The 12,737-nt window shown below is 64.0% G+C and carries 14 protein-coding genes; 9 read left to right on the forward strand and 5 right to left on the reverse strand.

Annotation, left to right across the window (positions count from 1 at the left end; translation table 11 throughout):
• Positions 1-38 precede the first annotated feature (38 nt).
• Positions 39-2,738, reverse strand: coding sequence for an aconitate hydratase AcnA (acnA, locus tag QQK63_RS03320; protein WP_277827574.1), 2,700 nt, complete (start codon positions 2,736-2,738; stop codon positions 39-41).
• A 301-nt stretch (positions 2,739-3,039) separates the two neighbouring features.
• On the opposite strand from acnA, the gene QQK63_RS03325 reads away from it, so the two are divergent.
• Both QQK63_RS03325 and QQK63_RS03330 read left to right on the forward strand, forming a co-directional pair.
• Entirely contained in the window at positions 3,040-3,294 is a 255-nt protein-coding gene (locus QQK63_RS03325; protein ID WP_277827572.1) for a ribbon-helix-helix domain-containing protein, read from the forward strand.
• Positions 3,295-3,298: 4 nt separating this feature from the next.
• Positions 3,299-3,610, forward strand: coding sequence for a type II toxin-antitoxin system RelE/ParE family toxin (locus QQK63_RS03330; RefSeq protein ID WP_277827570.1), 312 nt, complete (start codon positions 3,299-3,301; stop codon positions 3,608-3,610).
• Between the two features lie 173 nt (positions 3,611-3,783).
• On the opposite strand, the gene QQK63_RS03335 is transcribed toward QQK63_RS03330, so the two are convergent.
• Positions 3,784-4,545, reverse strand: a complete 762-nt coding sequence (locus QQK63_RS03335; RefSeq protein WP_277827568.1) for a YebC/PmpR family DNA-binding transcriptional regulator — start codon at positions 4,543-4,545, stop codon at positions 3,784-3,786.
• 153 nt (positions 4,546-4,698) lie between these two features.
• Between QQK63_RS03335 and ccmA the strand changes: the two genes are divergently transcribed.
• The 6 genes from ccmA (at position 4,699) to QQK63_RS03365 (ending at position 10,067) form a co-directional block, all read left to right on the forward strand.
• The gene (gene ccmA / locus QQK63_RS03340; RefSeq protein ID WP_277827839.1) at positions 4,699-5,319 is read left to right on the forward strand and encodes a heme ABC exporter ATP-binding protein CcmA; all 621 of its coding nucleotides are present in this window, start codon (positions 4,699-4,701) and stop codon (positions 5,317-5,319) included.
• Entirely contained in the window at positions 5,316-5,972 is a 657-nt protein-coding gene (gene ccmB / locus QQK63_RS03345) for a heme exporter protein CcmB (RefSeq protein WP_277827566.1), read from the forward strand. Before ccmA ends, ccmB begins: the two co-directional genes overlap by 4 nt.
• Before the next feature lie 56 nt (positions 5,973-6,028).
• Positions 6,029-6,760, forward strand: a complete 732-nt coding sequence (locus QQK63_RS03350; protein WP_277827564.1) for a heme ABC transporter permease — start codon at positions 6,029-6,031, stop codon at positions 6,758-6,760.
• Positions 6,761-6,762: 2 nt separating this feature from the next.
• Complete coding sequence (gene ccmD / locus QQK63_RS03355; RefSeq protein WP_277827562.1) at positions 6,763-6,918, forward strand: heme exporter protein CcmD; 156 nt, start codon at positions 6,763-6,765, stop codon at positions 6,916-6,918.
• Complete coding sequence (locus QQK63_RS03360) at positions 6,915-7,511, forward strand: DsbE family thiol:disulfide interchange protein (RefSeq protein ID WP_277827560.1); 597 nt, start codon at positions 6,915-6,917, stop codon at positions 7,509-7,511. Before ccmD ends, QQK63_RS03360 begins: the two co-directional genes overlap by 4 nt.
• Positions 7,512-7,700: 189 nt before the next feature.
• The gene (locus tag QQK63_RS03365) at positions 7,701-10,067 is read left to right on the forward strand and encodes an LPS-assembly protein LptD (protein ID WP_284283173.1); all 2,367 of its coding nucleotides are present in this window, start codon (positions 7,701-7,703) and stop codon (positions 10,065-10,067) included.
• An 87-nt stretch (positions 10,068-10,154) separates the two neighbouring features.
• Here the strand turns inward: QQK63_RS03365 and QQK63_RS03370 are convergent, their stop codons facing one another.
• The 3 genes from QQK63_RS03370 to QQK63_RS03380 form a co-directional block, all read right to left on the reverse strand.
• Entirely contained in the window at positions 10,155-10,649 is a 495-nt protein-coding gene (locus QQK63_RS03370; RefSeq protein WP_277827837.1) for a winged helix DNA-binding protein, read from the reverse strand.
• Positions 10,650-10,723: 74 nt separating this feature from the next.
• Positions 10,724-10,987 carry an FAD assembly factor SdhE gene (locus QQK63_RS03375; protein WP_277827556.1) on the reverse strand — a complete coding sequence of 88 codons (264 nt, stop codon included), beginning with the start codon at positions 10,985-10,987 and terminating at the stop codon, positions 10,724-10,726.
• Positions 10,988-10,990: 3 nt separating this feature from the next.
• Positions 10,991-11,395: a helix-turn-helix domain-containing protein gene (locus tag QQK63_RS03380; protein WP_277827554.1), complete on the reverse strand. Its 405-nt coding sequence runs from the start codon at positions 11,393-11,395 to the stop codon at positions 10,991-10,993.
• Positions 11,396-11,522: 127 nt separating this feature from the next.
• Between QQK63_RS03380 and QQK63_RS03385 the strand changes: the two genes are divergently transcribed.
• The gene (locus QQK63_RS03385; protein WP_277827552.1) at positions 11,523-12,725 is read left to right on the forward strand and encodes a pyridoxal phosphate-dependent aminotransferase; all 1,203 of its coding nucleotides are present in this window, start codon (positions 11,523-11,525) and stop codon (positions 12,723-12,725) included.
• Positions 12,726-12,737: the final 12 nt, after the last annotated feature.

Here is a 12,737-nt window from a genome sequence, read left to right on the forward strand (position 1 = left end):
GCCCGAAGGCGCCCTTTCCCATCCCAATCGTCTCGGCCTCACTCCGCCGCGACAGGTGCCTTGGCCAGATCGCGCAGCACGTAGTGCAGCACGCCGCCATGCTCGATGTATTCGATCTCGATGGCCGTATCGATCCGGCACTTGAGCGTGATCTCCTTCGTCGTGCCATCGCCATAGGTGATCGTGGCCTTCGTCTCCATCAGCGGCGTGACGGCATCCAGCCCGTGGATATCGACCGTCTCGTCCCCCTTCAGGCCCAGCGACTTGCGCGTATCGCCCCCGGTGAACTCGAAGGGAATGACCCCCATGCCCACAAGGTTCGACCGGTGGATGCGCTCGAAGCTCTCGGCGATCACCGCCTTGACCCCCAACAGCGCCGTGCCCTTGGCCGCCCAGTCGCGGCTCGACCCCGCGCCATATTGCTCACCGCCGAAGATCACCAGCGGCACGCCCTGTTCCTGCCACGCCATCGCCGCGTCGAAGATCGAGGTCTGCTGCCCGTCCGGCCCAAGGGTGTAGCCCCCCTCGACCCCGTCCAGCATCTCGTTCTTGATGCGGATATTGGCGAAGGTGCCGCGCATCATCACCTCGTGATTGCCGCGCCGCGCCCCGTAGCTGTTGAACTCGCGCGGCGACACCTGCCGCTCGGTCAGGTATTTGCCCGCGGGCGTCGTCTCCTTGAACGAACCCGCCGGGCTGATGTGGTCGGTGGTGATCATGTCGCCCAGGATCGCCAGCACCTTGGCCCCCTCGATGTTCGAGATCGTGCCCGGCTGCGCGCCCATCCCCCGGAAATAGGGCGGGTTCTGGATGTAGGTCGAGGTGGCCGGCCAGTTGTAGACTTCCTGCTGGGGAACCTCCACGTCCTGCCACTTCTCGTCGCCCTTGAAGACATCGGCGTATTTGGTCTGGAACGCCTCGCGCGTCACGGTGCGCTCGACCGTCTCGGCCACTTCCGCCGTGGTGGGCCAGATGTCCTTCAGGTAGACATCCTTGCCATCCGGCGTCTGCGCGATCGGATCATTGACGATGTCGATGTCCATCGTGCCGGCGATCGCATAGGCCACGACCAAGGGCGGGCTTGCCAGATAGTTGGCGCGCACGTCGGGGCTGATCCGGCCCTCGAAGTTGCGGTTGCCCGACAGGACGGCGGTGGCGACCAGATCGCCCTCGGTGATGGCCTTGGAAATCTCGGGCTGAAGCGGGCCCGAATTGCCGATGCAGGTGGTGCAGCCATAGCCGACAAGGTTGAAGCCCAGCGCATCCAGATCATCCTGAAGGCCAGCCGCCTCCAGATAGGCGGACACGACCTGAGACCCCGGCGCGAGCGATGTCTTGACCCAGGGCTTGCGCGTCAGACCCAGCGCATTGGCTTTCTGCGCGACCAGACCCGCGCCGATCATCACGTAAGGATTCGAGGTATTGGTGCAGGACGTGATCGCCGCGATCACGACCTTGCCCGATTCCAAGGTGTAATCTTCGCCCTCGACCGGAACCTCTTTGTTCATCGGACGCTTGAAGGTCTCGGCCATTTCCTTGGCAAAGGCCGTCTTGGCATTGGACAGCGGCACGTAATCCTGCGGACGCTTGGGGCCCGAGATCGCGGGCACGATGCTCGTCATGTCCAGATGCAGAGTGTCGGTATAGACCGGCGCGTAATCCGCACCACGCCAGAAGCCGTTTTCCTTGGCATAGGCTTCGACCAGTGCGAGCGTATCCTCGTCGCGGCCCGTGTTGCGCAGGTAGCGCAGCGTCTCGTTGTCGATCGGGAAGAAGCCGCAGGTGGCACCATATTCGGGCGCCATGTTGGCGATGGTCGCGCGGTCGGCCAGCGGCAGACGGTCCAGACCCTCGCCGTAGAATTCCACGAATTTGTTCACCACGCCCTTCTGGCGCAGCATTTCCACGACCTTCAGCACCAGATCGGTGCCCGTCGTGCCCTCGACCATCTGGCCGGTCAGCTCGAAACCGATCACCTCGGGGATCAGCATGGAAATCGGCTGGCCCAGCATCGCGGCCTCGGCCTCGATACCGCCCACGCCCCAGCCCAGAACGGCCGCGCCATTGACCATGGTGGTGTGGCTGTCGGTGCCGACCAGCGTGTCGGGGTATGCGACCAGCTCACCCGACTGATCCTTGTCCGACCAGACGGTCTTGGACAGGTATTCGAGGTTCACCTGGTGGCAGATGCCGGTGCCGGGGGGCACGACGCGGAAATTGTCGAAGGCCGACTGACCCCATTTCAGGAAGGTGTAGCGCTCCATGTTGCGCTCGTATTCCCGGTCGACGTTGGCCTGAAACGCCCGCGCATTGCCGAATTCGTCGATCATGACCGAATGGTCGATCACCAGATCGACGGGGGCCAGCGGGTTGATGCGCTGCGGATCGCCGCCCAGCGCCTTGATCCCGTCGCGCATCGCGGCAAGGTCCACGACCGCCGGAACGCCGGTGAAATCCTGCATCAAAACGCGCGCGGGTCGATAGGCGATCTCGCGCGGGTTCTGCCCGCCCTTTTGCGCCCATTCGGCAAAGGCCTTGATGTCATCGACACTGACCGTCTTGCCATCCTCGTAGCGCAGCATGTTTTCCAGCACGACCTTGAGCGCGGCAGGCAGGCGCGAGAAATCGCCCAAACCGGCCTCCGAGGCGGCGGAAATCGAGTAATAGGCATAGCTCTTGGAGCCAGCCTTGAGCGTGCGGCGCGTCTTGGCGGTATCGTGGCCGACGGTAATGGGCATGGAAGCCTCCCTTCATCCGGACATGTGGGGGTCGTCTGTCTGGCGTGGCGATGCCACCGGATCGCCTGTCGATCAAGGGCAAAGCAGCTGGCTGCGACATTATTGTATGCGATTGCATACCGCAAGGGGGCAGATGGGGACTTTCGGGCAGAGCCGCGCAGACAACCCGACAGTCTCCGTCCTCGCCGGAAAGATCAACAAGGCAAGCATGGACAGATCATCGCGGCGGCACGCAGAGCACCACGCGCCTTGCCTGCGTCTTCAATTTTCCTTATCTTGAAGACATCCATCGGAGGTCCCCATGTCCCAGACCACCACCATGACCGTGCGCATCAGCGGCGCGCTCAGCGATTTCGTCGCCTCGAACGTGGGCGAGAACGGGTCTTACGAGAATATCAGCGAATACATCCGCGACCTGATCCGCCGCGACAAGGAACGCGTGGAGCAAGAAGCCTTCGACCGCCTAAAGGCCGAACTCACCCGCGCCTTCGCGGCCCCCGAGGACAGCTATCGCCCCCTTACCGCCGCCGAGGTGATCGCGCGCAACCGCGGCTGACGCCATGGCCATCCGCATCCAGGAGGCTGCCTCGCTCCGCCTCGACGAGATCTACCGCTACACGCGCGACCGCTGGGGCGTCGAACAGGCTGACCGCTACATCACCGATCTTTTCGCCGCTTTCGACCGCATCGAAACCAGCTCGATCCTGTCACGACCCATCCCTGCCGATTTCGGGGTCACGGGTTTCTATGTCCGCCACGCACAGCATGTCATCTATTGGCGGCGGCTTGCGAATGGCGACATCGGGATCTTCACGATCCTGCACGCGCGGATGCACCAGATGGACCGCTTCCGCGACGACTTGGGTGCGTGAGACATCGGGGCGATACCGTTAACACTCCGCCAACATACACCCTCGCCCCGGAAAGCTTTCGTCAACAAACCTCAACACGCCACGCCCGTGTAGGATGCGCCTTCAGGCGCAATACCCCCGCACCCTCCAGCCCCATATGTCGGATGCGCCCGTCACGGCGCACCAAGCACCCCTCAGAGCTGCGCCATCACCTCGTCGGAGATCTCGAAATTCGCCGTGACATTCTGCACGTCATCGTCGTCTTCCAGCGCCTCGATCAGCTTCATCAGCTTTTGCGCATCCTCCAGCCCCAGATCGGTCGTGGTGCTGGGCCGCCAGACGAACTTGGCCGAAAGGCTCTCGCCCAGCGCCTCTTCCAGCGCGTTGGACACCTCGCTCAGATCGGTATCGGCGCACCAGATGATGTGGGAACCGGGATCTTCGTCGCCATCCCCTTGATTTGTCTCGACATCTTCAGCGCCCGCCTCGATGGCAGCCATCATGATGGTGTCGGCATCACCGGCCGACAACGGATAGCTCACCTGGCCCTTGCGCTCGAACATGAAGGCGACCGATCCGGTCTCGCCCAAATTCCCGCCATGCTTGGCAAAGAGCGACCGCACGCTCGATGCGGTGCGGTTGCGGTTGTCGGTCATCGCTTCCACGATCACCGCCACGCCGTTCGGGCCATAGCCCTCGTAGCGGATTTCTTCATAGTTTTCGGCGTCCCCGCCGACCGCCTTCTTGATCGCGCGCTCGATCACGTCCTTGGGAACCGAGTTCGATTTCGCTTCCTTCACGGCCAGACGCAGGCGCGGGTTCTTGTCGGGATCGGGGTCGCCCATCTTGGCCGCGACCGTGATTTCCTTGGACAATTTGGAGAAAACCTTGGCGCGGATCTTGTCCTGCTTGCCCTTGCGGTGCTGGATATTCGCCCATTTGGAATGGCCTGCCATGGCGTCCTCTAGATGCTTTGTGATGCTGATCGCGCGCTCCTTACTCCATCGCGCGCGTCATGGGCAATGCCCCGCCGCGCGCGTTCCTGCCGCCGCATCCGTCCCGACACCGCTTCCCCTTGCGCCACCAATCCTTTACCGCTGCTGGCCATGATCACCCTGCGCGTCACCGACCTTGCCTGCGCCCGTGGCCCCGCCCAGATCCTCGCGGGCGTCACCTTCGCGGTGGCTTCTGGGCAGGCGCTGATCCTGCGCGGCCCGAATGGGGCTGGGAAAACCACGCTATTGCGCACACTTGCGGGCCTCACCCCGCCCTTGGTCGGACGGATCGACGCCGACCCCGACGCCATCGCCTATGCCTCCCACGCCGATGGGCTCAAGGCGCAAATGACAGTCCTTGAGAACCTGCAATTCTGGGCTTCCGTCTTCGGCACGAACGACCCCGCACCGGCCATCGCGGCCTTTCACCTCGGCCCCCTGCTCGACCGCCGCGCGGGCGAAATGTCGGCGGGTCAGAAACGCCGCCTGTCTCTCGCCCGCCTTCTGGTCACGGGCCGCCCGGTCTGGTGCCTGGACGAGCCAACCGTTTCGCTCGATGCCGAGAACGTCGCCCGTTTCGCCACAGCCGTCACAGCCCATCTGGAACAGGGCGGCAGCGCGATCATCGCCACCCATATCGACCTTGGCCTGCCACAGGCCGAAACGCTCGACATCACGCCCTTCGTAGCCAAACGCATCCGCACCGACGACCCGTTTGCGGAGCGTCTGGCATGATCGGCCTTCTGAAACGCGACCTCGCCCTGGCGATCCGTGCCGGCGGCGGCTTCGGCCTGTCCTTGGCGTTTTTCCTGATCTTCACGACACTTGTCCCCTTCGGCGTCGGGCCGCAGACGCAAGTGCTGGCCGAGATCGCGCCGGGCATCCTCTGGCTCGGCGCGCTTTTGGCCTGCCTCCTGTCGCTCGACCGCATCTTTCAACTCGATTGGGAGGACGGCACCCTCGACCTCATCGCCACCAGCCCGGTGCCACTCGAGGGGCTGGCCGCGATGAAGGCGCTGGCGCATTGGATCACGACCGGCCTTCCCCTCGTCGCCGCCGCCCCCATGCTCGGCCTTTTGCTCAATCTGCCCGGCCCCGCCTATCCGTGGCTTGTCGCGGCGCTGGCGCTCGGCACACCCGCGCTCTCGGCCATCGGCACATTCGGCGCGGCGCTGACCGTGGGGATCAAGCGCGGCGGACTTCTCCTCTCGCTCCTCGTCTTGCCGCTCTATATGCCCACGCTGATCTTCGGCGCGCTTTGCGTGACGCGCGGGGCCGATGGGCTCGACGCGCTCACGCCGCTGATCTTGATGGGCGGCATCACCTTGGGCAGCCTTGCCATTCTGCCCTTTGCCGCTGCCGCAGCCCTCCGCGTCAATCTGCGCTAGGCCCGCGCGATGTTGCCCCATTGTGAGCGCAACCAGCCCTGACTAAGTTCCGCGCCATGGCATCGATCTGGGAATACGCGAACCCGCGCAAGTTCATGGCGACCTCCGCCGCTCTCCTGCCGTGGACGGCGGGCGTCGCGGCGCTTTGCCTTGTCACGGGCCTTGTCTGGGGCTTTTTCTTCACCCCCGACGACTTCCGGCAGGGATCGACGGTCAAGATCATCTATGTCCACGTCCCCTCTGCCATCATGGCTATCAATGCGTGGCTGATGATGTTGGTCGCCTCGCTCATCTGGGTCATCCGCCGCCATCACGTCAGCGCGCTCGCGGCCAAGGCCGCAGCTCCCGTGGGCATGGTCTTCACCCTGATCGCGCTAGCCACCGGCGCGCTCTGGGGGCAGCCGATGTGGGGCACGTGGTGGGAATGGGACCCGCGCCTGACCTCCTTCCTGATCCTGTTCCTCTTCTACCTCGGCTACATGGCTCTTTGGGAAGCCATCGACAATCCCGACAGCGCGGCGGACCTGACCGCTGTCCTCTGCCTCGTGGGCTCGGTCTTCGCCGTGATCTCGCGCTATGCGCTCCTGTTCTGGAACCAGGGCCTGCACCAGGGCGCGACGCTCTCGCTCGACCGGGAACAGAACATCGCCAACGTCTTCTGGTATCCGCTGGTCATCACGCTCGCGGGCTTCGGCTTTCTCTTCATCGCGCTCGTGCTCTACCGCACCCAGACAGAGATTCGCGCCCGCCGCCTCAAGGCGCTGATCGCGCAGGAAAGGATGGCCTGAAAATGCCCGATCTCGGCACCTACGCACTGCCCGTCCTGTCCTCCTATGCCGTGTCGCTGGGCCTTCTGATCGCCGTCATCATCGCCTCGGTGTGGAAGGCGCGGCGGGTGCGCGCCCAGCTTGAAAACGTCGAAAACCGCCGGGGCCGCAGCGCATGAAACTGAATTGGCTGATGGTCTTGCCCGTGGTGCTGACCATGGGGTTCTTCGGCGTCGCGGGCTACCAGCTGATGAACAACCAAAACGCCCTGCAACAAGGCGTCGACACGCAGGCCCTGCCTTCGGCACAACAGGGCCGCGCAGCCCCCGGCCTGAACCTCCAGCCACTGGGCCAGACGCCGCTCCTCACGCGCGACGCGCTCGAGGGCAATGGCCTTGTCATGGTGAATTTCTTCGCTTCATGGTGCCCGCCCTGCCGGGCCGAGCATCCCGTTCTGACCGCGCTGGCCGAGGCGGGCGTGCCGCTTTACGGTGTGAATTACCGCGACCGGATCGACCAGGCGCTCGGGTTCCTCGACGAGCTGGGCAATCCCTATGACGCGATCGGCCGCGACGATCAGGCCCGCAACGGCGCCGATTGGGGTGTTGTCGCCATGCCCGAAACCTTCTTCATCGACGACACGGGCACGGTCGTCCTGCATTTCCGCGGCCCCGTCACAGAACGCGCGATCCGCACCCAGATCCGCCCCGCGCTCGAGGCGGCGGGCCACGACCTGCCGCGCCTGCCCGGCGAGGATGCGGCCGAAGGCTGAGGCCCGGGCCGCCGCCCCAAAGATCATGCAACACCCTGCACCCGCGCGGACCTTGGCACTGGCCAAGCCACGGAATATTCCCTAGGCTCCCCCCGTGGTCGCGAGACCACCCGCAAGCCGTCTTGGGGAAGTCGGCGGCGGACGAATAAAGAGCTGCCAGTGCTGGATTTCAGACGGTCTTCAAAACAGGTGCGCGACCGCCGTCGCAGGCGGGCCATCGGCCTCGCCAAATCGACCGTTTGGGCGGCCGCATTGGGCGTTTGCGTCGCCAGTTCGACCGGCATCGCCGAAACCCCGACCGAGTTTCAGGGCAGCTTCATGGTTGCCGACGAGATGCAATACGACCCCGCGACCGAAACCTTGGAAGCGCGCGGCAACATCGAAATCTACAACGAAGGGCGGCGTCTTACGGCCTCCTCCGTCGTCTATCAGGGGGCAGAAGGCCGGGTGTCTGTGGTCGGTCCGCTGACCATTCAGGACACGACCAACGGCACACGCACCTTCGCCGATTTCGCCGATCTGTCCACCGACATGCAGGATTTCGTCCTGATCTCGGCACGTCACCTGATGCAGGACCAGCTGCAACTCGCCTCAGCCGAGATGGAGCGGACCGAGGGCCGCTTTACCGAATGGCGTCTGGTCACCGCCTCCTATTGCCAGGTCTGCGAGAATCGCCCGACGCCGCTGTGGGAAATCCGCGCCCAGCGCGCGACCCATGACCAGCAGGAGCGGATGATCTACCTGCGCAACGCGCAATTCCGCGTCGCGGGCGTACCCGTGGGCTACCTCCCCTACCTGCGGATGCCTGACCCGACGGTGGAACGCGCGAACGGCTTTTTGCGCGCCTCGATCCGGTCCAGCAGCGTCTCGGGCACGACGCTCCGCCTGCCCTATTTCATCACGCTTGGCGATCATGCCGATGTGACGCTGGCCCCCAACATCTCGCTTGGCGGCAGCACCAGCACGCTCAACACGCTCGAAGCGCGCTACCGCCAGTCCTTTGCCTATGGCGATATCGAGTTCAACGGCGCCATCAGCCGGCAGGGGCTGAATTCGCGCGGGGCGCAGGCCTATGTCTTCGGCAACGGCGCCTTTTCGTTCCCCTCGGGGTTCGACGTCTCCTTTCAGGTGCAGGATTCCAGTCACCGCACTTATCTGGCCGATCAGAATTTCCTCGGCGGCAGAACCGAGACTTTCACTGGCATTCCGCTCAGTTTCGACGTGTCGACCTTGATCTCGTCGCTGTCTGTCAACCGGTCGCGACCGGGCGAAATCGTCTCATTCAACGGTCGTATCCTCGAAAGCCTGCAACCATCCGACGTGACGACCGACCATCCTTCGTCCGATCTGAACGCGGAATATTCGCGCTGGTTCGAGATTGACGGATTGCCGGGCGAATTCCTGTTCAGCACGGTGGCGCAGGCGGAATACAACGAATTCGCCCCCGCCAGCACGCGCCGGCGCGACATCGAACGCGTCTTCGCAGGCCTGCGCTGGCGCGAAAGCTGGGACATCGGCGCAGGCTTCGTCCTCGACGGGGAACTCGCCACGTTTTCCGACAATTACGACATCAGCGACGATCCCGCCGCCATAGCCCGGCAACGCACCACCCAGAATCTGGCCGTTGTGGCACTCCGCTGGCCGTGGGAGCGCACCTTGGCGAATGGCACCCGCCACAGTTTCGAACCCTTCCTGCGCCAGATCGCCTTTCGTGGTACTGCACCCGTCGTGCCCAGCATCGATGGCACGATCGACGACTTCGACCCCTACAACCGCTTTGCGCTCGACCGTTTCCGACGGCTTGACCGTCCGAGGGATGTCGATTCAACCGAGATCGGCTTCGACTACGATGTCTTCCTGAGCAGTGGCTGGTCCTTCGGCACACGGATCGAGCGGGATTTCCTGTGGAACATTCCTGCCGGGGGCTATGATGGCGGTCCGCTTTACACCGCACGGCTTGGTTACAGCGCCGCAGGCCTGACCGTGACGGGCAGCCAAGTCCACAATGGCGATTTTGACCCGGTGCGCCGGACGGCAGCCTTGTCCTATGCGTGGGACCGCGGGCAACTTGGGGCGGCCTATGCACGGTCCGAGATCGATCAGAATCTCGGCACCAGCGCCATTACCGAGCTTGTGTCCGCCAACCTGTCTTGGACGGTTCTCGACGGGCTGACGCTCCTGTCCAACCTCACCCGCGACCGGAGCAGCACCGACACCTCCTTCGCCGCCGGGGGCTTCACCTTCGACGATGGGGAGCTCTGGTCCTCCAGCCTACTCACGAATTACAGCATCGACGATGCCGAGGTCGACACCCACGCCTTTTCGCTCGCGCGCGAACTGGATTGGGGCGGCACGGCGCGCGTCACCTATGATTTCGACCGCGACACACAACGCGCGATCGGGCTCGGCCTCGATTACGTCAATGAATGCGTCAGCCTGCAAAGCGAGCTGTTGCGCCGGCAATCGGTGATCGCCGATGCGCAACCGGCCCTGGAACTGACGATCTCGGTCGAATTCGGCGGCTTCTCCCCCAGACAGGGTCGCCGCTGCGGCTGAAACGGGTCTCCGCACTGACCAAAGCTTTACCCGTCTTGGTCCCCTGAATATCCCTCTGCCTTGCCTGCCCGATCCTGTCCCCAGACCCTAATAAATATACCGGATCTGGTCCGTCCAATACCGCTCGATCCGTTTCAGCGAATGGTTCACCCGGTCGATCCCGTCAGTCGCCAGAACGCCATGGCGTTCCAGCCCATCGGCATGGCGCGCGAACAAAAGCGCCACCACCTCCCGGACATGGCGCCCCCGATCCGTCAGCCGCACCCGCACCGACCTTCGGTCGATCTCGCAGCGCTGGCGGTGCATGTAACCCATGTCGACCAGCTTCTTCAGGTTGTAGCTGACGTTCGAGCCTTGGTAATAGCCGCGGCTTTTCAATTCCCCCGCTGTCACCTCGTGTTCACCAATGTTGAACAAGAGCAGGGCTTGCACCGCATTGATGTCCACAATGCCAAGCCGCTCGAACTCATCCTTGATGACATCGAGCAAAAGCCGGTGCAGCCGTTCGACCATCGCCAGCGACTCGAGATAAGCGGACATGAAACCTGTCCGGGTCACCGCGGGGGGGGCATGCATGCTCATCATGGGCCTCGCATCATCTGCTTCGACCCCAGACCTCGCATGAGATTCGGAAAGATCGGGTTAACACCCCCGCCTCAGCGCGCCGCGCCGACCTCGGCAGCCAAGCGGTCTAGGAACGGCCTGAGCGCCACCGGCGCCTCCGCCTGGCCCGACACCCATTGGTATAGGTCGTGATCGGCCTCGGACATCACCGCCTCGAACGCATCAAGCGTCGCATCATCCGCCCCCGACAGGTTGCGGTCCGCCCAACCGCCCAAGATCAGGTCCATCTCCTTGATCCCGCGATGCCAGGCCCGCATCCGCAGCCGCTTGATCCGGATTTCGCGCGTCTCGTCCATCGCTCACACCCTGTTCGACATTGCCAGCCGCAGCCGCTTTTCCAACCGCCCCATCCGTTCGGCCAACCGCGCCTGCTCCACCTTCATCGACCGCAATTCGCCCAGAATCGCAAGCAGGTCGTCGGACAAGGGCTCGGGCGTCTCCGGGCCGTCCAGCCCGTCGCCCTGCCCCGTCAACAGCCACATGATCGACACGCCCAACATGCCCGCCAGCATCTGCAACTTGTTGGCCCGCGGTTCGGACTGGTCGTTTTCCCAGGCCCGCACCGTCTTGACCTTCACGCCCATGCGCCGCGCCAGTTCCGTCTGGCTCAAGCCCGCGGCCTCGCGCGCCCCGGTCATCCGGTCGCCGAAGGTCGCGGTGTCGCCGTCATACCAGCCCGGACCTTCCTGTATTTCCCTTGTCATCGCTGACCCCTTTCCCGATTGGCCCTTCCCGGCTTGATCGTGACAAGCCGGCACCCTAATGGTGTGGCCGACGAATTGCCACCCGGCAGCCCCGAAACCCATGCCTGCCCAACAAGGACGCACTCCCATGCCCTTCCTTTCCGACACGCTGTCGCGCGTGAAACCCTCGCCGACCATCGCCGTCTCGAACCTCGCGGCCGAGCTCAAGGCGCAAGGCAAGGACGTGATCGGGCTGGGTGCGGGCGAACCCGATTTCGATACGCCCCAGAACATCAAGGATGCGGCCATTGCGGCCATCGTGGCGGGCAAGACGAAATACACCGCCGTCGACGGCATCCCCGAGCTGAAAAAGGCGATCTGCGCCAAGTTCAAACGCGACAACGATCTCGACTACACGCCCGCGCAGGTGACCGTCGGCACCGGCGGCAAGCAGATCCTCTACAATGCGCTGATGGCCACCCTTAACCCCGGCGACGAGGTGATTATCCCCGCTCCCTACTGGGTCAGCTATCCCGACATGGTGCTGCTCGCGGGCGGCACCCCCGTTTTCGTCGAAGGGCCAAGCCAGAATGGCTACAAGATCACGCCCGAGGATCTGGAGGCCGCGATCACCCCCAAGACCAAGTGGTTCATCTTCAACTCGCCCTCGAACCCGACGGGCGCGGGCTATACGGCGGCCGAGCTCAAGGGCCTGACCGATGTGCTGATGCGCCATCCCCATGTCTGGGTCATGACCGACGACATGTACGAACACCTCGTCTACGACGATTACGAATTCGCCACGCCTGCGCAGGTCGAACCGGGCCTCTATGACCGCACGCTCACCTGCAACGGCGTATCCAAGGCCTATGCCATGACCGGCTGGCGCATCGGCTACGCAGCAGGCCCGGTCGAGATCATCAAGGCCATGGGCAAGGTCCAGTCGCAATCGACCTCCAACCCCTGTTCGGTCAGCCAATGGGCCGCGGTCGAGGCGCTGAACGGCCTGCAAGACTACATCGCGACCAACAACGAGATGTTCAAACGCCGCCGCGATCTGGTGGTCTCGATGCTGTCCGAGATCGAGGGGATGGAATGCCCCGTCCCCGAAGGCGCCTTCTACGTCTATCCCTCCATCGCGGGCCTCATCGGCAAGATGAGTGAGGCCGGCACCCTGATCGACACCGACGAAACCTTCGCCAAGGCGCTCTTGGAGGAAACCGGCGTCGCGGTCGTCTTCGGCGGGGCCTTCGGCCTCTCGCCCGCCTTCCGCATCAGCTATGCGACGGCGGACGAAACCCTGCGCGAGGCCTGCACCCGGATCCAGCGCTTCTGCGCGGCGCTGCGCTGACCCTAGCGGGAT

This window comes from Roseicyclus marinus (assembly GCF_030163795.1).
Lineage (GTDB): Bacteria > Pseudomonadota > Alphaproteobacteria > Rhodobacterales > Rhodobacteraceae > Roseicyclus > Roseicyclus marinus.

Coding starts and splice junctions, on each gene's coding strand:
- acnA (WP_277827574.1), bottom strand. CDS start 2,738: ATGCCCATTACCGTCGGCCACGATACCGCCAAGACGCGCCGCACGCTC.
- QQK63_RS03325 (WP_277827572.1), top strand. CDS start 3,040: ATGTCCCAGACCACCACCATGACCGTGCGCATCAGCGGCGCGCTCAGC.
- QQK63_RS03330 (WP_277827570.1), top strand. CDS start 3,299: ATGGCCATCCGCATCCAGGAGGCTGCCTCGCTCCGCCTCGACGAGATC.
- QQK63_RS03335 (WP_277827568.1), bottom strand. CDS start 4,545: ATGGCAGGCCATTCCAAATGGGCGAATATCCAGCACCGCAAGGGCAAG.
- ccmB (WP_277827566.1), top strand. CDS start 5,316: ATGATCGGCCTTCTGAAACGCGACCTCGCCCTGGCGATCCGTGCCGGC.
- QQK63_RS03350 (WP_277827564.1), top strand. CDS start 6,029: ATGGCATCGATCTGGGAATACGCGAACCCGCGCAAGTTCATGGCGACC.
- ccmD (WP_277827562.1), top strand. CDS start 6,763: ATGCCCGATCTCGGCACCTACGCACTGCCCGTCCTGTCCTCCTATGCC.
- QQK63_RS03360 (WP_277827560.1), top strand. CDS start 6,915: ATGAAACTGAATTGGCTGATGGTCTTGCCCGTGGTGCTGACCATGGGG.
- QQK63_RS03370 (WP_277827837.1), bottom strand. CDS start 10,649: ATGAGCATGCATGCCCCCCCCGCGGTGACCCGGACAGGTTTCATGTCC.
- QQK63_RS03375 (WP_277827556.1), bottom strand. CDS start 10,987: ATGGACGAGACGCGCGAAATCCGGATCAAGCGGCTGCGGATGCGGGCC.
- QQK63_RS03380 (WP_277827554.1), bottom strand. CDS start 11,395: ATGACAAGGGAAATACAGGAAGGTCCGGGCTGGTATGACGGCGACACC.
- QQK63_RS03385 (WP_277827552.1), top strand. CDS start 11,523: ATGCCCTTCCTTTCCGACACGCTGTCGCGCGTGAAACCCTCGCCGACC.